The sequence below is a fragment of the Lacticaseibacillus parahuelsenbergensis genome (assembly GCF_030770265.1).
Classification (GTDB): Bacteria; Bacillota; Bacilli; order Lactobacillales; family Lactobacillaceae; genus Lacticaseibacillus; species Lacticaseibacillus casei.
The window spans coordinates 681224-703618 of record NZ_CP132482.1 but is presented as its reverse complement, the minus strand read 5'-3'; the positions used below and the strand labels follow the sequence as shown (position 1 = coordinate 703618).

Sequence of the window (22395 nt, the reverse complement as noted above, 5' to 3'; positions counted from 1 at the left end):
CATGTTATTACTTATCTTGAGTGGTTGTTCTCAAGGCACGCCGACTGCCAAATCATCAACTCGGTCAACCACCAGTGAACGGACATCAAAGCCGGCAAAAGCCCGGAAAAAAGCAAAAAAAGCTGCGCCTAAAGCAACCTTGTCCACCCTGGTCGGTCACGCATTTGTCCAACAGGATGACCAAAAGAAAGCGATCCGCGTGTTGTCGTCCACCAGTGGCTATTACCTCGAAACGCTGTCAAACCAAGACGGTGATTTTGAAAGTACGGATCAAGGTATCTTTGCGGCCCAACTGACTTTAAAAGGGCGAATCTTCACCTTCACCGGCAAAGCCCAACCCCAGGCCACCAGCAACACGGTTCAATTCCAACTTACCAAAAAAGGATTATTGAAGCAGCTTCCGGATGGTCCATTTTACAAAAAGGTACCAAAAGATGACCTTGATCAGCTTAACCGTCCTTGATGGTAGCGACTGTCACCTCAACAAAAAAGCATTTGCCACGCACACTCAATTGAATGTACGCGGCAAATGCTTTTTTAGCTTGGTCTATTATTACTGGCACTTATACAAGCGCAGGACGATACAAACTCACAACGATACCGAGAATCGTCACATCCGGGAAAAACATGTCTTCCATATCGTCATTTTCCGGATGAAGGCGAATGCCGTTCTTTTCTTTGTAAAAGCGCTTGACGGTGGCTTCATCTTCTTCGGTCATCGCCACGACAATCTGCCCATTTTCGGCGTCGTTTTGCTTCTTGACAATAATCTGATCACCATCAAGGATCCCGATCTTGATCATGGAGCTGCCTTGAACCCGAAGCATAAACAGCTCATCGGCCGAGTATGGTAGGTCATCCGGCACCGGGAAATAGTCATCGATATTCTCTATAGCGGTAATCGGCACCCCAGCCGCAACAGTCCCGACAATCGGAATGCCTTCTGCCTGAACGCCAATATAATCGCGTCCTGCTGCAGTCACTTCAATCGTGCGCGGTTTGGATGGGTCTTTTGCAATTAATCCAGCGGCCAACAGCTTCTCTAAGTATGCTGCGACGGTGCTAGACGAACTAAGGCCAACTGACTTACCAATCTCGCGAACCGTGGGTGGATACCCATGATCCTCGATTGCGTCATAGATGGTTTGTAAAATCTGTTTCCAACGTTTTTGACTCGCTTGTGTTGGCATCCGCTCACCGCTCCGTTCTCATTTGTTACACTCAGCATACCAAACCGAACGAACGTTTGCAATCATTTTCGCCGTCGTTACACGAAAAAATCCGCAGTCATCACGGCTGCGGATCATTTCATCAAATTAGTTATGCAATAATGGCATCTTATGCATCTGACGCCGATCACATCTGCTCTTGATGACTGCATAGAAGAAGCTTAGGAAAATATCCAGAGCCATCAACAAGATGCCGGCCGTCGCATAGTTGCTAAATAACAGCAATGTTGCGACCAGGGTCAGAGTTATTAATGTCCATTTAGCCCCGCGAAGTAAATTCATATGGGGTCACTCCTCTCCGTATCGGTAAAACCGACATTGACTCACCGTTTTGGTTATGACTTTATCATACCTGATTTTTTTGATTTGTAAAGCTTTTGTATATGTAAAATTTACATTTTATGCCCTTATTTAGGCATTTTTAATATTTGTAACGGCAAATCGGCGTTTTTGTAAATTTATTGTAACGGCGTCGATACCTTCTTCTGACCATTTTAGTTAACCCGAGCCTCGAAAAATCATGGCTAGTCTAGTATCATTGTTATACAGAAGCATCCGACGTCTGGCGGGTAGAAACTTCGAAAAAAATGACTCGCGTGCAATCAGCTGCCTTGTAAAAAACGGCAACTGCACGTCGAAGTTTTTCTTGGTTCACCACAGATCTCATGCTCGACTTGTCGTCTTTTGTAAAGGTTACCAATGACATCGCTGATTAAATCGCGTCATAACCTTTAACGTCCTTAGAGGAGGATCGCCTGTGAAACGTACCGACTCATGGTTCTACCGCCGCTTCATCAACAACAAGTTCATGGTCTTCTTAATTGACCTGCTTTTGGCCTTGCTGGTTATTTTTGTTTTTACCAAAATTGCCTGGGTGTTCCAGCCTGTGGTCGATTTTCTCGGTATCATCGCACCGCCGTTCATTTTCGCCGGTATTCTCTTCTATTTGACAGTTCCGATCATTAATCGCCTTGAAAAAACCGGGCTGCATCGCGGTTGGGCGATCGCGTTACTATTCGTCGTTTTGATCGGTCTTCTCGTCTGGGGGCTATTGCGTTTCATTCCGGCGGTGAGCAACCAGATCACCAGCATCGTTGATTCAGCGCCGCAAATTTTTACGGAAATCGGTAAATGGCTGGATGATTTGAATGATAAGCAAAATGTTTTATCGCAACATGACCTCAACAACATCGCCAGCGAAGTTCAAACATTCTTCACCGGCAAGCAAGGTGCTTTCGTCACCGGTACCATCTCGCAGCTGCAAAATCTGATTGGCATTGTCGGCAATGTTGTCATCACGATTTCGACAGCACCGATCATTCTCTTCTTCATGCTTAAAGACGGCGACAAGTTCACGCCGATGGTGCTGCATATTATCCCCACCAAGTTACGTGGATCCGTGAAACAAATGCTGCACGAGATGAATGAAAAAGTCGGTTCATATGTTCAGGGCCAAATCACGGTTGCGCTGTGTGTGGCCATTATGTTCATGATCGGTTATTCGGTGATTGGCCTGCGTTATGGCTTGATTTTCGGCTTGCTGGCTTGCCCATTGAACCTAATTCCTTACTTTGGTTCGGCACTGGCAATGATCCCGCCACTTATCATGGGCGCGTTGACGTCGCCAAAAATGATTCTCGCGGTCATTGTCGTTTTCTTCATTGAATGGCTAATTGAAACGCAACTTATTTCGCCACTGGTAATGGGCAGCAAGCTCGAGCTGCATCCCATTACCATCGTGGTGGTCTTGCTCACGGCCGGCAATCTCTTCGGTTTAGTCGGTGTTATCCTTGGCATCCCGGGTTTTGCCGTTTTGAAAATTGTCGTGACCCGATTCTTCAGTTGGTACCAGCAGGTTTCCGGTTTGTACGAATCTGACAGTCCCACTGATGATGTCGATCAAAAAGGAGTCCCTCATGAATAGTTTTGATGTTTTACTAATCGGCCTTGATGTCGTCTTGATTGCACTCGCCGGTTATTATCTGTATTGGCAACATAAAATCAATTTTGCTTCACGTTATGCGGTTTCGCAACTCGTTTGGGCGGTGTTGCTTGGCTTTTGGTTCATGACAACCCGCGTCAACAACATGCCGTATATTGTGTTCATTTCAATCTTCCTAGTGTTATCCATTATGGCGGGCACAGGTGGCTTGGCCCCAACGCGACTCATTGCAAATGGGTTGCTGGCCCGGGTTATTCCGTACACCAACATGTCCAGTATCACGTTGACACCTGTCAGTCTGCCTAATGGCCAGGAATGGGTCGTTGCGGTTTTCGCCCTTAGTAAGCGCCGCATGGTCCGGCTAACGTTTCAGGCAAGTCTTCAGAACCTGATGACTGAATTAACAAAAGTACTTCCTAAAACAGTCCCGGTTACTGTGCAGCGGATGAACTAATCGCGAACTAACCATTGCTGCCACTTAAAAAACGCTTCGGAAATTTTCCGAGGCGTTTTTATCATTGATCAGCCGGGACAAAGCCCGTTTATTCATCTAATTTTCTAATGGCCAGCAGTGCAACCAGTGCTAATGCCAATCCGGCACCGGCGATCAGCATCTGCCACGGCGTTGTCGTATCGAGGAAGAAGTAGTCGATGAGCGCCAACATCAGCGCCGCAAACAAAAGATCGACCCAGAATCGGCGCCACCGAGTTGTCGCCGCCGCATCCAAAAATAACGCAATACCAATCAAGGCAGCCAAAACAATGCCGAAACTAATCGTTGCAATGGTACCAATGACATCATCCGGCCGCATCGTATACCACGCGAAGAATGCAAAGCCTGCCGCTGCCAAAACCAAAACAACGATCAGGCCGATCAATTCACGCTTTGTACTCAATTTTTTCACGAGCTGCCTCCTTCGTCATTGAACGTCCTTTTTTATGAGAGCGTGGGCAGGAGCGTTTAGAAATCTACATGTAAGTGGCCTCAAGCCTAAATGGCTGGGCTGTGGCCATTTAGGCTTGAGGCCCTTACATGTAGATTTCTGCGACTGCGAACGCGTTTTCTACAATATCCTGCACATTTTACCAAATAACCACTGCATTTCCAACTCTCTTAATAAAAAGGTTACAATAGCAACAGATAACCGATCAAACGAAAGGACGATTCAGATGCCAAAAAATATTGCCATCGGCTTCACTGAAGGTCTACCCATTACTGAACCCAATAGCTTTCAAAGCTTCACGCTACCAGTACCAACACCGGAACCCAATGAAGTCATTGTACAAGTGGCTGGGGTCTCGGTTAATCCGGTTGACACCAAACGCCGCCAAACCGCACCACGACAAACAACGCCACAGATTCTCGGGTACGATGCAGTCGGCACCATTATCCAAATTGGCTCTGCCGTCACTGCCTTCCACGTTGGCGATCGCGTCATCTATGCCGGAACTACCCGCAAGCCCGGCAGTGATCAACAATTTCAGGCAGTGGACGCCGATCTGATCGCATTAGCGCCGAAACAAGCACCCACCGCTGATCTCGCAGCACTGCCGCTTGTCGGTTTGACCGCGTGGGAACTGCTTTTTGAAAAAATGGGCTTCATCCCGGAATATAATGCCAACAAAGGCCAGCAGTTGTTGACCATTAACGGTGCCGGTGGCGTCGGTTCGATGCTGAGTCAACTGGCGCGATGGAGCGGGTTAAATGTTTTGGCAACCAGCAGTCCTAAAAATCATGACTGGTTGCGGGCCCACGGCGTTGCAACGCCACTTGATTATCATAAAGATCTTGTGAGTCAGGTTCACCAGGCTGGCGTTCAAACCGTTGACGGCGTTGCTTTGCTTTATCATCCGGAACCGTATCTTGCCACCGCGAGTCAGTTAATTCGTGCTTTTGGCCACATCGGCTGCATTGTTGGTCCCCAAAGCGGTCTTGATCTGGCCGTTGTCAAAGACAAAGCGGCTAGTTTTGACTATGAGTACATGTTTGCCAAAACCGATTTCGACTATCGGACTGCCACGCAAGGTGCGATTCTCAGCAAGCTCTTGACGTTGTATCAAGACGGCCAAATTAAAGCTTCAGTGACCAAAGAATTTACCGGCATTAATGTTGCCAACTTAAAAGCTGCCACCAAACTCGTTGAAGATGGTCACATGGTTGGCAAAGTCGTTTTAACCGGAGCCTTTAGCGACTAAAACCAGTTTTCAAGCGTTAGCCATTGCACGTCGAATGTCCACTACTTCCGGAAACCTAATGCGTGTTGCAACGCAATCTTGGCCCCTTCCGAGTTAAGTTGTCCCGGATCATAAATAATTGAGCCATCGCCCATATAATAATGGAACCGTTGTAACACAGCGCGATTGCTAACAGTACGCAACCGCAATTCGTCATTAATCGCCGCCAATAGCTTTTCACTCCAAGACGCCGCCATCATTTCGGGAATATCCCGTTCGGTCACAAATCCCTTATCCATGATGGCATCGGCGCCTTCTTGTTTTTGCACGCGTGTGACCGTATCTGCTTCTTGTTCTGCCATGATGTTCCCTCATTTCATTCATTTTCAGAAAAATCAAATAAGCTGCCAACCTAAGTCAGGCCGCTTATTTGATTCTATCACACGTTAATGTCTTCCTTGGTTTTCACGTTCGATCGTGTTACGGTTATTTTATTCCAAAAGGAGGCATTTTTGATGCAAGCTGACAATGGAAAATATCACAGTGGTATTGACCCCGTTAAAGCAAAGCGACTTAATCTCCTCAGCAGACTGGCAACTTTTACCTGTATTTTAATGTATGTTTCTTACATTCCGGAAATCATGGCTAACTTTTCTGGAACACCGGTGAATCCGATTCAGCCGTTGGTGGCAATGATCAACGCTACCCTGTGGACCGGTTATGGCTGGATGAAACCTGCCAAAGATTGGCCGATCATCATCGCCAATGTACCCGGGATCCTGTTTGGTTTAATCACCTTTGTCACGGTTTTTGTTCACTAATCAAGTAAATCTGACGACACCTTCTTGATAGGAAGGTGTTTTTTTGCTTTACCTAATGGTTACATCATGTTAATATTACTCCAACAGATGAAGTAATCAGCCAGCAAAATCAAGATGAGTCTCATCTGTATTCTCGCGCACACCAGTATAAAACTCGCAAAAGGAGGAGCGCCGTGATCAGTAGTGATGCCATGCGTGGTTACAACGACGCACTCGTCCTTGCCATTTTGCAACAAGGTGATTCTTATGGCTACAAAATTGGCAAAGAAATCCGCGAGCGCACCCATGACCAGTATATGATTCGCGAAACCACACTTTACGCCGCCTTCACTCGCTTGAGCAAAAACGGCTATATTGAAGCTTATCCGGGTGATGTTACGAACGGTAAACCCCGCACTTATTATCGCATCACCCCCAGTGGCCGCGCTTTTCTTGCTATGAAGGTCGAGGGATGGCATCAGGTTAAGCATGTGGTCGATTTATTTTTGAACTAATTGCTTGTCAAAATTGAACCTTGGAGGATCGCCCATGGATACAATTACAGCTTATTTAGACAGTCTATTTGCTTCTTTTCCGGATAACCCGAAAACGCGCCAAGCCAAAGCCGACATGCTTGCCAATATGCGCGATTATTATCGCGATTTGTTGCGCGAGGGTAAAAGCGAAGAAACCGCAATTGGTGCCGTCATTCGTGCTTTTGGCTCCGTTGATGAATTACGGGAGGATCTAGGACTAGCCCCTCAGGCTGACCAAGCAAATACCGACGCAACTGCGGAACCTGATAATGCAGTTTCTGAAACGGAGCTCAGTCATTTTTGGCACATTGCCGACCGGTTTGCAACGCAAATTGCCTTCGGTGTTTTACTTTGTTGTATCAGCGTCGCCTTGCCCGCCTATACAACGGATTCCTCGCTTGAGGTCTTCGGCATCATCGGCATGTTTCTGCTCGATGCTGTCGCAGTAGGGCTCTTCATTTGGGCCGGCAGCATGTTTAGCCTCCAAAAGAAGCGGCTCAATGGCCGGCCCTTGTCTGAGAGCGCCAAAAGATTTGCCCAAGAAACAACCGATACGTATCAGCGGCAATTTTCTGCAGGTTTAATCGTGGGCATAATGATTTGTATTGTCGCGTTGATCCCACCAATTCTGTCCACTTACTTATCACATTTTATCAGCGACGATGCCGGTGGTGCCTTATTCCTCATCATTGCTGGACTAGGAACCTACTTAATTGTGTATGTCGCCATCAATTATTCGCAAATAAAGCGCTACACTGACGTAACAGCTGTGCCGGATCCTGAGCCACACCTTCATCATAGCCATCGCGACAACTTCCACACGTCACAGCACCACCGCAATCAACGCACTAACCAAGACATCGCGCTTTTCCGTCAGATTTACTGGCCCCTTATCCTAGTGACCTACTTCTTAGTTTCTTTCCTTTTTCACACATGGACCTATTCTTGGGTCATCTTCATCATCGGCGGTGCATGCCAAAATATCATCATTTCACTAATCGCTCGGCGAGATGAATCCTTATAAAATTTGCCGTTTATAGCAAGGGTGGCAACCCTCTACCATGTATCAAGGACAATCCTCTTTACACAACCGCAGAAGTTCAGTACAATTGTCTTTGTGTTTTGGGTCCATAGCTCAGTTGGGAGAGCGCCTGCTTCGCATGTAGGAGGTCGACGGTTCAAGTCCGTTTGGATCCATTAGCTTTGAAGCTACTTAATTAGCGGGTCTTTAGCTCAGCTGGGAGAGCGCCTGCATGGCATGCAGGAGGTCGACGGTTCAAGTCCGTTAAGATCCAGAAAAAGCGCCACACACGAAAGACATGCTTTCATGTGTGGCGCTTTTTACATGGTATGAAGTTGCAACGGGTGCGGGCTCTCAAAAATGGCTACGTATGTTCCGTTTGCTGGTGCCTATTCGTAAGGGTTCCCGCTGATCCATTAAGCAAACCGCGTCTTAAGTTTCATCCGTTTGACGTCCTCAATCGTTTGGCATCCGGTTAGCTGCATGGCAATATTGATTTCCATTTTCAGATGGTCGGCTACCGCCTTAACGCCTTGCCAGCCGCCAAGCGCCAAGCCATAACTGAATGGCCGGCCAACGCCGACAAGATCTGCGCCAAGTGCCAAGGCTTTGAGCACATGCGTTCCACGCTGCACGCCGCCATCAAAGATAATCGGTACTTGATGATCGACCGCAGCTGCAATGGCTGGCAACTGTTCAATCGCTCCAGGGGCACCATCTAGTTGGCGGCCACCATGATTGGAAACATAAATTCCTGCTGCGCCTGCATTTATGGCTGCAACTGCGTCATCAGGATGCTGAATGCCTTTGATAATAATGGGTAAGCCTGAGTAACTGGCAAGTTTATCGATAAGTGCCAAATCCAGTTTTTGCATGGATTCTTTGAACAACCCACCTGCGCCAACACCGGTTTGACCGCTATTATAGCCTTCTAGATTGGCTAGTCGGCCTTTCAGATGATAATGATTCATGACATCTTTTTCGCGATACCCGCCCAGTGTTGAATCCGCTGTCAAAATAATCGCCAACGCACCGGCATTTTTGGCCTCATCGAGCAAGTATTCGCAATATGACCAGTCTTTGGGCATGTATAGCTGAAACATATAAGGCGCACCATCACTGACTGCAGCGGTTTCGGCAATGGGTTTGGAGGCAAAAGTACTTTGTGACATCATAATACCGGCTTCTTTTGCGCCTTTTGCCAAACCCAGTTCACCGCTCGAATGGGCCAGCGTGTTTCCGGCAATGGGTGCCGTCAGTAACGGCGAAGCCAGCTTAGCGCCCATGAAGGTTGTTGACTGATCTGGTTTTTCAACGCCTTGTAAAACACGCGGGAGCATCTCCACATCTTGAAACGCGGTGGTGTTCCGGCGCATTGTATAGCCATCATCGGAGCCTTCACTAATGTAGCCAAATTCGCCACGACCGAGCACCTTCTCTGCGCGGCCTTCCAGGCTTGCCAGATCCAACACGTCAATCGCGTTTACTTCACCGAAAGGATCGGTTTTAACTGCATCGATCATTGTTTGTTTCCTCTTTTCCCTTGAGATCGGATCGTATGGTTTGTCAACGACTTATGCCAAGTAGTCAATTAACTGATTGACATCGTAACGGTCGGTTTTCAGCGGTTTTTCCGCTGCTTTCCCGATTGCAATCGCCATAACTGGCACAAACCGTTTTGGATCCAGTCCCAACGTCGGAATAATTGTTTTAAAGTCATAACCAGACCAAGGATTGGCATCATACCCGTGAGCGCGCGCCAGCAAAAGCAGTTGCATGCCGACCATCGCGCCATCAATGGTTGCATCTAGGGTCAGGAACTCCGGTGAAGCGTGTTCATAAAGTGGCAAGAACGTATTGAAAATCTGGTCGAGTTTTTCTTTGCTGATCTTGCCGGCCTTGTAAACTTTAGTCCAAACATCGCGATAAACTTCATGCGATTGCTTATCCCCTGCAATGAAAATAATCGCGGAACTCGTATCGATTTGCGGATAGTTGAACTTCATGGCCGCCTTCTTCAACTTTTCTTTTGCTTCCGGTGTATCGATGATGACAAAATGCCATGATTGCAAATTGCATGCTGAGGGTGCGGTGGTTGCCTGCTTGATCATCTCCTGCAATTCATCCCGACTGATTTTGACGTTGGGATCAAATTTCCGGACCGAATGACGGTCAAACATCACATTGCCCAAATCATTGTTCGTTAACTTTGGTGCTGCTACTGTATCTGTCATTTTGAATTACCTCATTTCTTATATAAATATATTAATCGCTTTCATCGAAATAATGTAGTCCATAATCAAAGGATTCTCCATGCTATGCGGCGGGTGACTGAACACCGGCAACTTCTCACCCATCATCCCAAGTAACACCGCATCCACAGCGTCGTTGAGCCAATCACCGAGTCGAATCAGTTGCTTTTGCTTCCTAATCAGCCTATGTTTACGGCGAAGGGAGTTGATTGCATGCAAATTCATTTTGACGAAGGTGCCATCGACAAGATCAAGCCTCATTTGGATCCGGACAAGAAACTGCTTTTGACCTTTGAAGACGGCGTTGGCCCTTATTCACAGCACGCTATGATTCATATGCAGGTGCAGTTTTCACTGAATGTTGTCAAAGCCAGTGATCCGGCAACCGACTATGATACAAAAATTGATAGCAACCTCGGGCCGATTCTGATCAAGGGTTACTCACAAGAAGATTTAAATGCGAATATGAATGTTCACTTCAATAAGACACTTAATACGTTGATTTTAAGCGGTGATGGCGGCGATATTGATACGAACATGGGCTTTATCGATTTCACGGAAGCCAATGGGGTTCGCAATAATCCAGCCCGTTAATCGTCGTATCAGGATTTTGTCACCAAACGTTGTTTAAAAAGTGATTGAAATTTAAAAGCAGCCGTTCCAAAAGCTAATTCAAGCTTCGGAAACGACTGCTTTTCGTTTGCCATCATTTGGCAGCTAAGCCCCACGCGGTTTATTGGGTAGCGTCACAACAAATAAGGCACCGTGGGGATGAACGTCTTTGACCTCAATCCGACCATGGTGAATGGTGACAATCCACCGCGCAATGGCCAGCCCCAAGCCACTGCCGCCGGTTTGCCGGCTGCGCGAAGCATCTTCGCGATAAAAGCGTTCGAAAATTCGGGATTTGTCGGCATCGGCAATATTCGGTCCTGAATTGCCGACAATCAGTTGCCAGTCCCGCGGCGTTTGCGTGACTTCAACCCAGATTGAATCACCTGCCTGCGTGTATTTGAAGGCATTGTCTAGCAGAATCACCAGCAATTGCTTGATTCGGGCGGCATCAAACCAGGCATGGCCTTCTGGTGGCAGCTTGGTCGTGAAGGACTTGTCCTGACTTTTAGCAATGTCATGATAAGACGCCAGCTGTGGCGCTAAAGCTTGATCAAAACGCAGATCAGTTAACTCGATTTCGATGGTGTTGCTGTCAGCCTTGGCGATCGTCAACAAATCATCGGTCAATTGCCGCAAACGCTTGGTCTCGCCTAATGAAGTCGCTATTGCTTCGCTTTCATCGATAATCGTGGCTTGCGGTTTTGTCAGCAGAGATTCCTGTTTGCTTTGAATCACGGCCAGCGGTGCCCGCAATTCGTGGGCGGCATCCGCAACAAAATCCTGTTGCCGTTGCCACGACCGCACAATCGGCCGCATTGCCCGCGTCGATAACCAATAAGATAACCCCAATGCCAACGCCCAGAATAAAATAATCGTCACAATCAAAACCTGCCGAAACGAGCGAATAGCTGCTTCCTGGGCATCGGTGTTCTGCAAAATCAGTACATAATGACCGGCATACTGCGGATCCGCAACTGTCTGCGGCACTTTAACCAACAATGTTCGAAATGTGCCAGTCGAGGTCGCTAAAGTCTGTAGTTTGTTAAGCGCCTGCCGATCCAATTTCAGTTTCTTGAAATACGCATAAAAACGTTCGCCAAGCATGGCTTGATTAATGATTTTGCCTTTTTTATTGAAGACGACCATATTCATCCGAAACGAAATCGGCCGACTTCCTCCCGGCTGCCGTGGCGCGCTGGGCGTCGTCATCCCTGTCGCTGGTTTGATGATCATGGTCTTTTGCTGCTCTAACGTATGGTCAATGTCTTGATAAACCGAGCGTTCATACAGAAAAAAGACGATAAATCCCAGCACCAGGAAAAGTCCGGCGAAACTCAGCAGCTGACCGACAAACAAGCGCCGCTGCTGCCGCTTAATTCCTTTATCTGCATTCATTCACGGCCCTCCGGTTCTTGAAAAATATAGCCAACATTGCGAATGGTTTTAATCCAGCCGTCAACTTTCAGCGGTTTTAACTTTTTGCGTAAGTTCGACATATAAACTTCAACCACACTCACAGCGGTTTCGGAGTCAAAGCCCCAAAGTCGATCGAAAATCTGATCTTTCGTGATAATGGTTTTTTGATTCTGCAGCAAATACACGAGCAAGTCGAATTCCTTACCATTTAACGAAACGGGTTGCCCATTGATCAGCACTTCATGGCGATTTAAATACACTTCGTATGGCCCAGCAGTTAAGCCATCATCATCAAAAAAGTGTCCAGTGCGTTTCAACAACGCCTTGAGCCGCATAATGAGTTCTTCTCGGTGAAACGGTTTGGTGAGGTAATCATCCCCGCCTAATTCAAACCCGTGCAATTTATCGGCAAGCGCATCCTTGGCCGTCAAAATAAGCACCGGCGTTTTCACCTGCTTGGCGCGCAACTGTTTGAGCAAGTCGAAGCCATTCAGCTCTGGCAACATAATATCCAGAATAATCGCATCAAACACGCCTTCTTCCGCCTGATACAAACCTTCTGCCCCAGTTAACGCGGCTTCAGGTTCGGAAAAGTCCCGAATGAAGTCAACGATGCTTTCATTCAAATCCGGATCGTCTTCTATGACAAGAATTTTTGGTTTAACCGTCATTTCTATACTCCTACCTTTGGTGAGCGTGAACTGGCGCGATTAAAAATCTACACCAGTAGCCGCATTATACTTCAATCACTTCAGCCACTATTTCAGCCTAACACGCCAACCATAAAACCTTCTTAAGAAAAAATCCGACCGCCTTTAAGGTTAATTTATGCTGCACATCGCATACTAGTCCCATTCATCAGGAAGGGAGCGATACGATGCGCCTAAAGCTGAAACAATTCATTAGCTTCGGTCTCGTCGGAGGGATCAACACCATTTTGACTTATTTGATCTATCTGACATTATACCAATTGATCAATCCGACCGCTGCAATGGGTGTCGGTTATGGGTTAACGTCCATCTTGGGACTTTTCCTCAATGATACCTGGGTTTTCAAAGTCAAAGATCATCGCCAACTTAAAAGTGTAGCGCCGCGATACTATTTCTCTTATGGCCTCACATTTATTTTAAGTCTGGTGCTGACCAGCTTCTGGAATGATGCTTTGGGTTTACCTAAGCCTTTAGCACCGATGTTTTCGCTTATGGTTACTGTCCCGACGAACTTCCTTTTAAGTAAGTTCTGGGTATTCCGAGAAAAGGGAGTTACGGCACATGAAAAAAATTAGACAATGGACGGTTGATTGGTGGCTCATTGGCATTTTAATTCTCGCAGCGTTTCTTTACGCGTGGAACATATGGGAAGCAGGCAATGCCAATGATTATTACACCGCCGCCATTACCAGTATGGTTCAAAGTTGGCACAATTTCTGGTACGGCGCTTTTGATCCCGCTGGCTTTATTACAGTTGATAAACCACCGGTCGCACTGTGGTTTATGGCCATCTCCGCCAAAATTTTCGGGGTTCATGGCTGGTCAGTTGTCCTACCATCCATTTTGTTCGGCATCGGCAGCGTTGCCTTAATCTACAACATGATCAAGCCACGCTTTAATGCCTGGGCAGCGCGACTAGCCGCACTGGCACTCACTTTGATGCCGATTGTGGTTGCGGATTCGCGGACAAACAATATGGACGCCACCTTACAATTCTTCCTACTGCTTGCTAGCTGGTGCCTCATGAAGGCCATTAGCACCCGCAAGCCATGGTTGGTGGTTGTCAGTTTTGCCTTAATTGGCGTCTCGTTCAATATTAAAATGCTTCAGGCCTTTATGATTTTGCCGGCCCTATTGCTTTTCTACTGGCTCGCCTCGAACCAGAAACTTTGGCGCCGCCTTACCACACTAGGCATTGCGGCTGTCGCCATGGCGGTTACCACACTAGCCTGGCCAATGCAGGTTGATTCGACTGCTGCGAGTCAACGGCCGTATGTCGGCAGTTCTGAAACCAACTCGGAAATGGAATTGGCTTTTGGCTATAACGGTACCGAACGCTTACTAGGTCAGACAACCGGTACTGGCGCAGCTTTCCCAGGCATGGGGAATAATTCCAAGTCCAAGACCGGTGGCACCCCACCAACTGGCACGAAAGGTAAAACCGGGACTGCGCCTACAGGAACCAAAGGAAAGTCCGGAACACCGCCAACTGGCGCAACCGGTAAGACCGGCAATCTACCAGGTGGCAAGTCGACTAAAGGCACGTCCGGTCAACCGGGTACCGGCAACAACCAAGGTGGTACCCCGCCAACCGGCACGAAGGCTAAAACCGGAACCAAGACCAAAACAACCACGCCGCCAACTGGGACTAAAAAGCAGCAGGCAACTGTCAAAACCAAAAAAGCTACCGGCGGGAAAATGCCTGCCAACCTCAAAAAAGGTAACTTCAAAGGCGGACCCGGTACAGGCGGCGGTGCTCCGGGCGGCCGTAAAGGTGGTGCTGGTGGCGCTGGCGGCGGTGGCGGTGGTGCCTTTGCAATTGGCACTGCTGGCCCGTTACGTTTGCTCCAATCCGACCTTGGCCCACAAATCAGTTGGTTAGTCCCAGCTGCTTTAATCGGCTTCATCAGTGCATTTGCTTATTATCTCGATCGCAAGCGTAAATGGTATCAAACAACCACTCAGCAAAATCATTTGCTTTTCTGGATGGGTTGGCTCGTACCAGTCGCCGGTTTCTTCTCAATTGCCAGCTTCTTCCACCCTTACTACATGATTATGCTCGCACCGCCGATTGCTGCTTTGTTCGGCATCGGGATTGTCACAATGTTTAAGCAATTCAAGCTAGGCTTCAAGCATTGGCAAAGTTGGTTATTGCCACTTGCTATCGTGACAACGACCGGACTCCAGGCTTGGTATGTCAGCTTGTACTATCAGTGGCAGACATGGCTGGTGGTTGGTGCAGGTCTAATTGGCTTAGTGCTTCTTTTCATCGGCCGCACCAGAAGTTGGCGCAAATCAGCCCTGGGCGTTGCCATTGCCGCTATTTTGGTAGCGCCGGGCTTCTGGTCACTTACACCGACGCTTGCCGGTTCATCAGCTGCGATTCCGTCTGCCGGTCCTTCACTTCTGACCTCCGGCGGTAACAGCGGCGGCATTGGCAGCGGCAGCGTTGACAGCGGATTGCTGAAGTATGTTGAAAAACATCAAGGCAGCGCCAAATACCTGTTTGCTACCAGCAACGCTAGCACGGCCGCGCCTTACATCATTAAGTCCGGCAAAGCAGTCATGGCGATCGGCGGATTTAATGGTACCGACCCTGCCATTACCCTTAAACAATTCAAAGCCCTCGTTAAAAAAGGCGACATGAAATATTACCTGTCCTCAGGTCGCTCGGGCAATTCCAAGATTGAAGCCTGGGTCACCAAAGTCGGTAAAAAAGTTTCGTCAAGTAAATACAGCAGTCAAAGCACCGCAAACGCCAAAGCCCCAGGTGGTATGGGAATGGGCGGCGGTATGGGTGGCGGCACCCTGTATGAGCTTGACGCCAGCATGGTTAAGTAACCCATTAATATTTTGAAAGGAGAAGATGCGCTATGCGACAAGAAAAGGATCCCTTCATCTCGATCGTTTTGCCAGTTTATAACGAAAGCGCCGGTATCGGTGAGACGATCAAAGAACTGGCTAATTACGTCCGTGCCAGACCGGAACGATATGAGCTCATCTTTGTCAACGACGGTTCAACTGACGATAGCGCCGATCAAATTAGAGCCGCTGTAGCGAAGAACCCGACGATTCGGCTGGTGGATTTTTCACGCAACTTCGGCCATCAACTGGCGATTACAGCCGGCATTCGTTACGCCAGCGGAGACGCGGTTGTCGTCATGGATGCCGACTTGCAGGATCCGCCGCGCGTGATTCCCGAAATGCTGGCACGCTGGCAGGAAGGCTATGATGTTGTTTACGGTAAGCGCCGCAAACGCAGCGGTGAAACCTGGTTTAAAAAGTTGACCGCCGAAACGTTTTATCGGGTGTTGAAAGCCGTCACGAGTATCGATATTCCGGTTGACACCGGCGACTTTCGACTCATGGACCGTCGCGTTGTCAACGTTTTAAAACAAATGAACGAACAAGATCCGTATGTTCGCGGCATGGTCTCATGGGTCGGCTATAAACAAGTCGCAGTAGAATACGATCGGCAAGAACGCACCGCTGGTAAAACCCACTATCCGTTGCGAAAAATGCTGCACCTTGCCATGAATGGCATTACCAGCTTCTCTACTGTCCCTTTGACGATTGCCAACTGGCTAAGTGGCTTCTTCCTCTTAGTAGCCGTTGCCACCACCTTCATCAGCCTTCTACTCGGCCGCCTCAGTTTATTGACTTGGGTCATTAGTGCCACCTTCTTTGTCGGTGCCGGCGTGACCTTCACTATCGGACTACTTGGCAATTACATCGGCAGAATGTTTGCCGAAAGCCGCCATCGCCCGCTTTACATCGTTGCCGACACCTATGGCTTCAAAACCCAAGCAGCGCAACAGCCGCATTATCGCTATCATGCGTTGCAAAACTAAAGAAAGCTCTATTCACCATTGATAAAACAGGACTGCTGGTCATCACTCGGCAGTCCTGTTTTTGTGAGCGTGACCCAGCCCGGTTAGAAACCGGCGTGCCGATTCAAAATTTTACAGACGACACTTTGTCATGTTACGGTTATTATAAGTAAGTATTGACATGACCCACCCAACCCAGAAAGGACTGAGTGTATGCCAACAACGACCAAAGCCTTGACACTTCTGACGCCGAGCGATTTGGCCGCTGAATTTGACACTAACCTCACCACCGGTCTGACAACTGACACAGTTGTCAAACACCGGCAACAAAATGGTTCCAATCAATTGACCGCTGCCAAAAAGCCTAGCTTGTTTCGGCAAATCGCCCACCACCTCAGCGATATCACGTCATTGATCTTGCTCTTTGCTGTCGGCCTATCCGCTTATCTTGCATTGACGACGGACAGTAACTGGACCAAGACGATTGTCATTGGCAGTATTGTGATCTTAAACGTTGTCATTGCCTTATATCAGGAACACAGCGCCGAAAAAGCATTGGCTGCGTTAAAAGCCATGACTGTTCACACTGTTACCGTGATTCGCGATGATAAAACGCAAACCATTCAAGCGGCGGATTTAGTTCCAGGTGACTTAATGCTGCTCAATGCTGGCGATGCCGTTGCTGCAGATGCCCGGCTGATTGAAAGTCAGGAACTTGAAGCAGACGAAGCCGTTTTAACCGGCGAAAGCGAATCTGTTGCTAAATCAGCTGCCCCATTAGCTGAAGTTCCTGAAAATCTCGGCGATGCGGCTAACTGCATTTTTTCCGGCACCGCAATTACCAGCGGAAAAGCAACCGCGATCGTCACGGCGACGGGGATGAATACCGAACTGGGAAAAATTGCCTCGCTATTAAACCAAACCAAAAAGCAGGTCACTCCACTCGCTAAACGGCTCGACGCACTTGGCAAACGGCTATCATTAGTTGCAGTTTTAGGCGGCGCGTTAACCATGTTATTAGCCATGCTGTATCATCAGGAAACTCTGGCAGACAGTCTCATGCTTGGTGTCAGCTTAGCCATCGCGGCAGTTCCGGAAACATTGCCGGTCATTGTCACCTTGAGTCTGGCACACGGTGTTCAGAAAATGGCCAAACGCCGCGCGATCATTCGTCAAGTCACCGCAGTCGAAACCATCGGCAATGTCAACGTCATCGCCTCGGACAAAACCGGTACTTTAACGCAAAATAAGATGACCGTGACGCATTTTTGGTCATTCGGGCAGTCTAATATTCAAAAGGCGACGGCCGAACCGCTAACGACTGACACGCGCCGTTTTCTGTCGTATCTAGGGCTCGCCACTAACGCCCAGTTAACCGATCAGGATGAACCCGACATCGGTGACGCTACCGAGCTGGCCATTATGCGGTTGCTTGCCCACTATGACTTAAGCCGCGACGAACTTGAAACCCGTTACCCACGCATCGCTGAGGCGCCTTTTTCATCAGCTAAAAAGACCATGGCGACGTTACACCGCACCCCGGAAGGCCACTATCTTGCTATTATTAAAGGCGCCGTGGATCGGATTGCCTTTTCAGCGCTGAATTGGCAAACCAAAGCCACTGACGTTCATGATCAGATGACAGGCCAGGCGTTGCGCGTTCTGGCTGCCGGTTACCAACAATTTGCAACCAATCCCGGGGCCGATTGGGAAAATCAACTTACAGAGGTTCAGCCACTGGGGCTCATTGGGCTGATCGACCCGCCACGCCCGGAAGTCCCGGCTGCGATTCAAGCTGCAAAAGATGCCGGGATTGTCACCGTGATGATTACGGGCGATCATCTTGACACTGCCACCGCCATTGCTCGGGATATCGGGATTCTTGATGGCAGTCACCGCGCGATTACCGGTCACGAGTTAAACCAAATGAGCGATGAAACCTTAGCCGCCACTATTCAGCAGATTCGCGTCTTTGCCCGTACCACGCCGAGTGACAAAATTCGCATTGTGAAGGCTTGGCAGCAGCAACAAGCCGTTGTCGCCATGACCGGTGACGGGGTTAACGATGCACCAGCGCTAAAAGCTGCGGACGTCGGCATTGCGATGGGCATCACCGGAACCGACGTGGCGAAAAATGCGGCCGACATGATTTTGACCGACGACAACTTCGCCACGATTATCGACGCGGTGGCGCAAGGACGAACAGTTTACCAAAATATTCTCAAAGCCGTTGAATTTCTGATTTCCGTCAATTTCGCCCAGATTTTCACCATGCTAATTGCCGTTTTAATTGGCTGGGGCGCCGTGATGACACCGGAACAACTGTTGATTGTCAACGTGCTGGCCGATGGGATTCCGGGATTCTTCCTGAGCCGCGAACTGGCTGAGCCCGGCATCATGCACCTCAAGCCGATTCCTAAAAAAGCTAGTATTTTTGCCAATGGCCTCGGCAAACGCGTCGCTGTGCGCACGGCGACTTATGTTGGACTGATCCTCGGTATCTATGCGATCGGGCGCTTCGTTGTCAGCCCTGATCAACCGATTGTCGGCATGACCATGCTCTTCTTGACTTTGGCGATTGGCTCCATGCTCGACGTTTTCCCGATCAAAACGCGTGCGCGGCTCAACCGGACTGCTTTGACTAGTAATCCGATTTTAACCGTCAGCCTGTTGGGAACCATGGCGATCATTCTGCTGCTCGCACTTCTTAAACCGTTTCAACAAATCTTCCAGCTAGCTCCTCTGACACTTGGTCAGTGGCTCATTGTGTTCGTAGCCGTCTGGTTGCCAATGCTGATTGTTGAAAGCTACAAACGTTGGCAGCATCGGCACGAACTGGCGGCCTGGCACCAACCGAATCTGGTTAGCGACAACGAATAACGAGCGTTTGGTTATTACGAATGAAACTGCTATGATTTAGTTAATAATTGAGCATAGAAGTGATTCTTATTACGAGGAGGTAGCTCCAATGCAGTTTTTTCAAGCATTCATTCACGACGGCCAAAAAGCGACACTACAAACGATCACCACAGATGATCTGTCCGCGGGCGAACTTTTAATCCGCGTCGCTTATTCAGACATTAATTATAAAGATGCCTTAGCTTACCAGCCGCACAACCAAATTATTCGGCAATACCCGCAAACTCTCGGTATTGATCTCAGCGGCACGGTTGTAGCTAGTCAGGATCCGCAATTTAAAAAAGGCGATCAGATTCTGGCAACCGGCCATGGCTTAGGCGTCAGTCAAGGCGGCGGTTATGCCCAATATGCCCGCATCCCAGCAAAATGGGCCATGCCACTACCGCCGAACATGACGCTCGAAACGGCCATGGCATTCGGGACAGCAGGGTTAACGGCAGCATTATGCGTCAATGCGTTGATGCAAGCTGGCATGACGCCAGAACAAAATCCCCAGATCTTAGTGGGCGGCGCAACAGGTGGTGTCGGCAGCATTGCCTTACAATTGTTAGAAAATACCGGATTTTCAAATCGAATTGCCGTTGTGCGCACCCCTGATCAGCAGTCCCATGTTCGCGATCTCGGTGCCACCGGAACCTTGGCGCTAGATGAATTACCCAAAGGCAAAGCCCTGAGCCGCCAACAATTTGATTATGCCATTGATCCACTTGGCGGCAGCTTCACGTCCAGTTTACTGCCAAGCATGCGCTATAATGGCGCGGTCGCGTTATGCGGCAACGCGGCCGGTACTTCCCTACCGCTAACAGTCTTTCCGTTTATCTTGCGGAATATTAGCTTGTTAGGCGTGGATTCCGTCAGCGCCCCGAATGAATTACGTCAAGAAGCATGGACGGCGCTGGCAAAGTTAAACCCTGTTCCCTTCCAAAAAATCAACCTAGCTGATCTTCCGCAAGCGTTAAACAACCACTTTACGCACCATCCAGTCAGAACGGTTGTTAGTATGGCTTGAGAATATTTAGAGGAGCAAAGTCAGCTATCTGTCAAAATTAAAAAGCACCTGGACTCCCAACGATAGACGTGTTGGGAATTCAGGTGTCTTTTCAATTAAGCCGCTTTTTTTAGTATTCATTCGCTAACTGGGCGACTCACTCCTGAAACTTTAACTCAACAAAACAGCATCGTCAGCAAACTCCTGCCCGCTGCGTTCTTTGAACAGCGTCAGCAAGTCTTCAACCGTCAGATTTTGCTTTTCCTCACCGCGGACATCCACAGCAATTTCGCCATGGTCCAGCATGATCAGCCGGTCGCCATATTTCAAGGCACTCGCCATGTTATGGGTGATCATCAACGTGGTGATCTTCTGCGCTCTTACCATCTGATCGGTCAACGCCATGACGGTTGCGCTGGTTTGCGGATCAAGCGCTGCCGTGTGTTCATCTAGCAGCAACAGCGCCGGCTTTTTCAGCGTCGCCATTAACAACGTGACCGCCTGACGTTGACCGCCGGAAAGCAGGCCCATCTCAGCACCTAATCGCTTCTCCAGTCCCAATCCCAGTGTCGCGAGCTTCTCTTGAAAGTGCTGGCGATCGCGTCGCTTTACGCCGCTGGCCCAGAAGTTACGCCAGTCACCGCGTTTTTCCGCCAAAGCCAGATTCTGTTCAATCGTCAATAACGAAGCCGTGCCTGATCGGGGATCCTGGAAAACCCGGGCAATTAATTTAGCACGCTTGGCAACGTTTTGGTAGGTCACGTCTTTGCCGTCAATGAGAATCTGTCCCTGATTGACCGGCAGGGTGCCGGCAATACTGTTAAGCAACGTGGATTTGCCCGCGCCGTTACCCCCGATGATCGCCACAAACTCGCCACGTTCCAGGCTCAAGTCAATACCCTTCAATGCGTGGTTTTCATTGACGGTTCCTTGTTCAAAATATTGATGCAAACCGTGTACTTCGAGAACTGCCATTTTAACGAGCCTCCTTTTGCTGTTCCATCGGCGAAACTGCCATGGTATCTGCCGCCTTGGGTGTTACCGCTTGGCGTTGCTTGACCGGATGCCGATTGCCATGCCGCACTTTTAGCTGGAAAAGTTTCTTCTTCAGTAATGGCAAGGACAGGAAGACCGTCAACATGAGTGCGTAGAAGAAACGCAGGTAGTTCGGATCCACGCCCATGTCCAATACCACCGCAATAATCAACCGGTAAATCACGGCGCCAACGATGATCATCAACAACCGGGCCCACAGCGGGACGCCGCGAACCAGAATCTCCGAAATGATAATGGCAGCCAAGGCGATAACGATCGTGCCAATCCCCATCGATAAGTCGGCATAGCCATTGGTTTGCGCCATGAGACTGCCCGACAAGGCAATGAGCCCGTTGCTTAGCATATAAATGATGATCTTCATGGCGTCATTGTTAATCCCGTTCGCCGCGGCCATATCCTGATTGTTACCAACCGCGGCCGCCGCCAACCCCATTTCAGTATGGAAAAAGAACACCAAAGTGCCAATCACCAGTGCTACCACGATGGCGCCAACCATGATGCCGATCGTCGTCGCATCACCGCTGTCAGTCAAATTGAAAACTGTTTTGACGGTGCCAATTAAGCTGATATTAGCCTTGCCCATAATGAACAGGTTCACCGAATATAAGCCCGTCATCGTCAAAATACCGGTTAACAAATCCGGAATATGCAGCTTGGTGGTCAAAAATCCGGAAACTGCCCCAGCTACAGCGCCACCAACAAATCCCATTAGTGTTGCCACAATCGGTCCTGTCCCCGATACAATGGCATGAGCGGTAATCGCTGCCCCTAAAGGAAAACTCCCTTCTGCTGTCATATCTGCAATGTCTAAAATACGAAAAGTCAGATACACGCCGATTGCCATAACCGACCATAATAATCCTTGGGCAATACTCGATGTCACAATGTCCATAACGAATCCCCTCG

Annotated in this window: 24 protein-coding genes and 2 tRNA genes; 15 read left to right on the top strand and 11 right to left on the bottom strand. The window is 48.8% G+C overall.

Annotated elements, in window-relative coordinates; all coding sequences use genetic code 11:
• Position 1 precedes the first annotated feature (1 nt).
• Positions 2-463, top strand: coding sequence for a hypothetical protein (locus LACPH_RS03330; RefSeq protein ID WP_274784527.1), 462 nt, complete (start codon positions 2-4; stop codon positions 461-463).
• Positions 464-563: 100 nt separating this feature from the next.
• Here the strand turns inward: LACPH_RS03330 and lexA are convergent, their stop codons facing one another.
• Together lexA and LACPH_RS03320 are read right to left on the bottom strand one after the other, a co-directional pair.
• The gene (lexA, locus tag LACPH_RS03325; protein WP_049172471.1) at positions 564-1190 is read right to left on the bottom strand and encodes a transcriptional repressor LexA; all 627 of its coding nucleotides are present in this window, start codon (positions 1188-1190) and stop codon (positions 564-566) included.
• A 126-nt stretch (positions 1191-1316) separates the two neighbouring features.
• A complete protein-coding gene (locus LACPH_RS03320; RefSeq protein WP_010493614.1) occupies positions 1317-1511 on the bottom strand; it encodes a hypothetical protein in 195 nt (64 codons plus the stop codon).
• Between the two features lie 475 nt (positions 1512-1986).
• Here LACPH_RS03320 and LACPH_RS03315 point away from each other — a divergent pair, with 475 nt between their 5' ends.
• Both LACPH_RS03315 and LACPH_RS03310 read left to right on the top strand, forming a co-directional pair.
• Complete coding sequence (locus LACPH_RS03315; RefSeq protein WP_274784498.1) at positions 1987-3153, top strand: AI-2E family transporter; 1167 nt, start codon at positions 1987-1989, stop codon at positions 3151-3153.
• Positions 3146-3625 carry a hypothetical protein gene (locus LACPH_RS03310; RefSeq protein ID WP_049172467.1) on the top strand — a complete coding sequence of 160 codons (480 nt, stop codon included), beginning with the start codon at positions 3146-3148 and terminating at the stop codon, positions 3623-3625. The genes LACPH_RS03315 and LACPH_RS03310 overlap by 8 nt, the downstream gene beginning before the upstream one ends.
• Before the next feature lie 88 nt (positions 3626-3713).
• Here LACPH_RS03310 and LACPH_RS03305 read toward each other — a convergent pair whose 3' ends face one another.
• Entirely contained in the window at positions 3714-4076 is a 363-nt protein-coding gene (locus LACPH_RS03305) for a hypothetical protein (protein ID WP_010493605.1), read from the bottom strand.
• A gap of 265 nt (positions 4077-4341) precedes the next feature.
• Here LACPH_RS03305 and LACPH_RS03300 point away from each other — a divergent pair, with 265 nt between their 5' ends.
• The gene (locus LACPH_RS03300) at positions 4342-5367 is read left to right on the top strand and encodes a zinc-binding alcohol dehydrogenase family protein (protein WP_274784497.1); all 1026 of its coding nucleotides are present in this window, start codon (positions 4342-4344) and stop codon (positions 5365-5367) included.
• A gap of 41 nt (positions 5368-5408) precedes the next feature.
• On the opposite strand, the gene LACPH_RS03295 is transcribed toward LACPH_RS03300, so the two are convergent.
• Complete coding sequence (locus LACPH_RS03295) at positions 5409-5708, bottom strand: hypothetical protein (protein WP_010493601.1); 300 nt, start codon at positions 5706-5708, stop codon at positions 5409-5411.
• 153 nt (positions 5709-5861) lie between these two features.
• Between LACPH_RS03295 and LACPH_RS03290 the strand changes: the two genes are divergently transcribed.
• The 5 genes from LACPH_RS03290 to LACPH_RS03270 all read left to right on the top strand — a co-directional run bounded on the left by LACPH_RS03290 (position 5862) and on the right by LACPH_RS03270 (position 7977).
• Complete coding sequence (locus tag LACPH_RS03290; RefSeq protein ID WP_010493599.1) at positions 5862-6167, top strand: SemiSWEET family transporter; 306 nt, start codon at positions 5862-5864, stop codon at positions 6165-6167.
• Positions 6168-6340: 173 nt separating this feature from the next.
• Entirely contained in the window at positions 6341-6661 is a 321-nt protein-coding gene (locus LACPH_RS03285) for a PadR family transcriptional regulator (RefSeq protein WP_274784496.1), read from the top strand.
• A gap of 34 nt (positions 6662-6695) precedes the next feature.
• A complete protein-coding gene (locus LACPH_RS03280) occupies positions 6696-7706 on the top strand; it encodes a permease prefix domain 1-containing protein (protein WP_274784495.1) in 1011 nt (336 codons plus the stop codon).
• A gap of 100 nt (positions 7707-7806) precedes the next feature.
• Positions 7807-7879: transfer RNA gene (locus LACPH_RS03275), tRNA-Ala, on the top strand.
• A 25-nt stretch (positions 7880-7904) separates the two neighbouring features.
• A tRNA-Ala gene (locus LACPH_RS03270) sits at positions 7905-7977 on the top strand.
• A 142-nt stretch (positions 7978-8119) separates the two neighbouring features.
• Here LACPH_RS03270 and LACPH_RS03265 read toward each other — a convergent pair.
• Genes LACPH_RS03265 through LACPH_RS03255 form a run of 3 tightly spaced genes read right to left on the bottom strand, consistent with a single transcriptional unit; the run spans position 8120 to position 10180 of the window.
• The gene (locus tag LACPH_RS03265; RefSeq protein ID WP_274784494.1) at positions 8120-9226 is read right to left on the bottom strand and encodes an L-lactate oxidase; all 1107 of its coding nucleotides are present in this window, start codon (positions 9224-9226) and stop codon (positions 8120-8122) included.
• Positions 9227-9277: 51 nt separating this feature from the next.
• Entirely contained in the window at positions 9278-9937 is a 660-nt protein-coding gene (locus tag LACPH_RS03260; protein ID WP_274784493.1) for a nitroreductase family protein, read from the bottom strand.
• 18 nt (positions 9938-9955) lie between these two features.
• Complete coding sequence (locus tag LACPH_RS03255; RefSeq protein WP_306387255.1) at positions 9956-10180, bottom strand: hypothetical protein; 225 nt, start codon at positions 10178-10180, stop codon at positions 9956-9958.
• On the opposite strand from LACPH_RS03255, the gene LACPH_RS03250 reads away from it, so the two are divergent.
• Positions 10169-10549: an iron-sulfur cluster biosynthesis family protein gene (locus LACPH_RS03250; protein WP_025012277.1), complete on the top strand. Its 381-nt coding sequence runs from the start codon at positions 10169-10171 to the stop codon at positions 10547-10549. The two genes, LACPH_RS03255 and LACPH_RS03250, sit on opposite strands and share 12 nt — an antisense overlap.
• Positions 10550-10672: 123 nt before the next feature.
• On the opposite strand, the gene LACPH_RS03245 is transcribed toward LACPH_RS03250, so the two are convergent.
• Both LACPH_RS03245 and LACPH_RS03240 read right to left on the bottom strand, forming a co-directional pair.
• A complete protein-coding gene (locus LACPH_RS03245) occupies positions 10673-11965 on the bottom strand; it encodes a sensor histidine kinase (protein WP_306387254.1) in 1293 nt (430 codons plus the stop codon).
• On the bottom strand, positions 11962-12657 hold the full coding sequence (locus LACPH_RS03240; protein ID WP_274784490.1) for a response regulator transcription factor: 696 nt from the start codon (positions 12655-12657) through the stop codon (positions 11962-11964). Before LACPH_RS03240 ends, LACPH_RS03245 begins: the two co-directional genes overlap by 4 nt.
• 206 nt (positions 12658-12863) lie before the next feature.
• Between LACPH_RS03240 and LACPH_RS03235 the strand changes: the two genes are divergently transcribed.
• The 5 genes from LACPH_RS03235 to LACPH_RS03215 all read left to right on the top strand — a co-directional run bounded on the left by LACPH_RS03235 (position 12864) and on the right by LACPH_RS03215 (position 20454).
• Positions 12864-13271, top strand: a complete 408-nt coding sequence (locus LACPH_RS03235) for a GtrA family protein (RefSeq protein WP_010493567.1) — start codon at positions 12864-12866, stop codon at positions 13269-13271.
• Positions 13258-15537 (top strand): ArnT family glycosyltransferase, encoded by a 2280-nt coding sequence (locus tag LACPH_RS03230; protein WP_306387253.1) that lies wholly within the window; start codon positions 13258-13260, stop codon positions 15535-15537. Before LACPH_RS03235 ends, LACPH_RS03230 begins: the two co-directional genes overlap by 14 nt.
• Positions 15538-15569: 32 nt before the next feature.
• Positions 15570-16547, top strand: a complete 978-nt coding sequence (locus LACPH_RS03225; protein WP_306387252.1) for a glycosyltransferase family 2 protein — start codon at positions 15570-15572, stop codon at positions 16545-16547.
• 192 nt (positions 16548-16739) lie between these two features.
• Positions 16740-19406, top strand: a complete 2667-nt coding sequence (locus LACPH_RS03220; RefSeq protein ID WP_306387251.1) for a cation-translocating P-type ATPase — start codon at positions 16740-16742, stop codon at positions 19404-19406.
• Positions 19407-19494: 88 nt separating this feature from the next.
• On the top strand, positions 19495-20454 hold the full coding sequence (locus tag LACPH_RS03215) for an acrylyl-CoA reductase family protein (RefSeq protein WP_274784487.1): 960 nt from the start codon (positions 19495-19497) through the stop codon (positions 20452-20454).
• Positions 20455-20604: 150 nt separating this feature from the next.
• Here LACPH_RS03215 and LACPH_RS03210 read toward each other — a convergent pair whose 3' ends face one another.
• Together LACPH_RS03210 and LACPH_RS03205 are read right to left on the bottom strand one after the other, a co-directional pair.
• Positions 20605-21408 carry an ABC transporter ATP-binding protein gene (locus LACPH_RS03210; protein WP_010493560.1) on the bottom strand — a complete coding sequence of 268 codons (804 nt, stop codon included), beginning with the start codon at positions 21406-21408 and terminating at the stop codon, positions 20605-20607.
• 1 nt (position 21409) lies between these two features.
• The gene (locus LACPH_RS03205) at positions 21410-22381 is read right to left on the bottom strand and encodes an ABC transporter permease (RefSeq protein ID WP_274784486.1); all 972 of its coding nucleotides are present in this window, start codon (positions 22379-22381) and stop codon (positions 21410-21412) included.
• Positions 22382-22395: the final 14 nt, after the last annotated feature.

What these genes read in the sequence shown, in the direction of transcription:
- LACPH_RS03250 (WP_025012277.1), top strand. Translation starts at nt 10,169, where the DNA reads ATGCAAATTCATTTTGACGAAGGTGCCATCGACAAGATCAAGCCTCAT.
- LACPH_RS03290 (WP_010493599.1), top strand. Translation starts at nt 5,862, where the DNA reads ATGCAAGCTGACAATGGAAAATATCACAGTGGTATTGACCCCGTTAAA.
- LACPH_RS03260 (WP_274784493.1), bottom strand. Translation starts at nt 9,937, where the DNA reads ATGACAGATACAGTAGCAGCACCAAAGTTAACGAACAATGATTTGGGC.
- LACPH_RS03215 (WP_274784487.1), top strand. Translation starts at nt 19,495, where the DNA reads ATGCAGTTTTTTCAAGCATTCATTCACGACGGCCAAAAAGCGACACTA.
- LACPH_RS03300 (WP_274784497.1), top strand. Translation starts at nt 4,342, where the DNA reads ATGCCAAAAAATATTGCCATCGGCTTCACTGAAGGTCTACCCATTACT.
- LACPH_RS03295 (WP_010493601.1), bottom strand. Translation starts at nt 5,708, where the DNA reads ATGGCAGAACAAGAAGCAGATACGGTCACACGCGTGCAAAAACAAGAA.
- LACPH_RS03255 (WP_306387255.1), bottom strand. Translation starts at nt 10,180, where the DNA reads ATGAATTTGCATGCAATCAACTCCCTTCGCCGTAAACATAGGCTGATT.
- LACPH_RS03280 (WP_274784495.1), top strand. Translation starts at nt 6,696, where the DNA reads ATGGATACAATTACAGCTTATTTAGACAGTCTATTTGCTTCTTTTCCG.
- LACPH_RS03265 (WP_274784494.1), bottom strand. Translation starts at nt 9,226, where the DNA reads ATGATCGATGCAGTTAAAACCGATCCTTTCGGTGAAGTAAACGCGATT.
- LACPH_RS03205 (WP_274784486.1), bottom strand. Translation starts at nt 22,381, where the DNA reads ATGGACATTGTGACATCGAGTATTGCCCAAGGATTATTATGGTCGGTT.
- lexA (WP_049172471.1), bottom strand. Translation starts at nt 1,190, where the DNA reads ATGCCAACACAAGCGAGTCAAAAACGTTGGAAACAGATTTTACAAACC.
- LACPH_RS03240 (WP_274784490.1), bottom strand. Translation starts at nt 12,657, where the DNA reads ATGACGGTTAAACCAAAAATTCTTGTCATAGAAGACGATCCGGATTTG.
- LACPH_RS03225 (WP_306387252.1), top strand. Translation starts at nt 15,570, where the DNA reads ATGCGACAAGAAAAGGATCCCTTCATCTCGATCGTTTTGCCAGTTTAT.
- LACPH_RS03330 (WP_274784527.1), top strand. Translation starts at nt 2, where the DNA reads ATGTTATTACTTATCTTGAGTGGTTGTTCTCAAGGCACGCCGACTGCC.
- LACPH_RS03235 (WP_010493567.1), top strand. Translation starts at nt 12,864, where the DNA reads ATGCGCCTAAAGCTGAAACAATTCATTAGCTTCGGTCTCGTCGGAGGG.
- LACPH_RS03310 (WP_049172467.1), top strand. Translation starts at nt 3,146, where the DNA reads ATGAATAGTTTTGATGTTTTACTAATCGGCCTTGATGTCGTCTTGATT.
- LACPH_RS03220 (WP_306387251.1), top strand. Translation starts at nt 16,740, where the DNA reads ATGCCAACAACGACCAAAGCCTTGACACTTCTGACGCCGAGCGATTTG.
- LACPH_RS03210 (WP_010493560.1), bottom strand. Translation starts at nt 21,408, where the DNA reads ATGGCAGTTCTCGAAGTACACGGTTTGCATCAATATTTTGAACAAGGA.
- LACPH_RS03245 (WP_306387254.1), bottom strand. Translation starts at nt 11,965, where the DNA reads ATGAATGCAGATAAAGGAATTAAGCGGCAGCAGCGGCGCTTGTTTGTC.
- LACPH_RS03320 (WP_010493614.1), bottom strand. Translation starts at nt 1,511, where the DNA reads ATGAATTTACTTCGCGGGGCTAAATGGACATTAATAACTCTGACCCTG.
- LACPH_RS03230 (WP_306387253.1), top strand. Translation starts at nt 13,258, where the DNA reads ATGAAAAAAATTAGACAATGGACGGTTGATTGGTGGCTCATTGGCATT.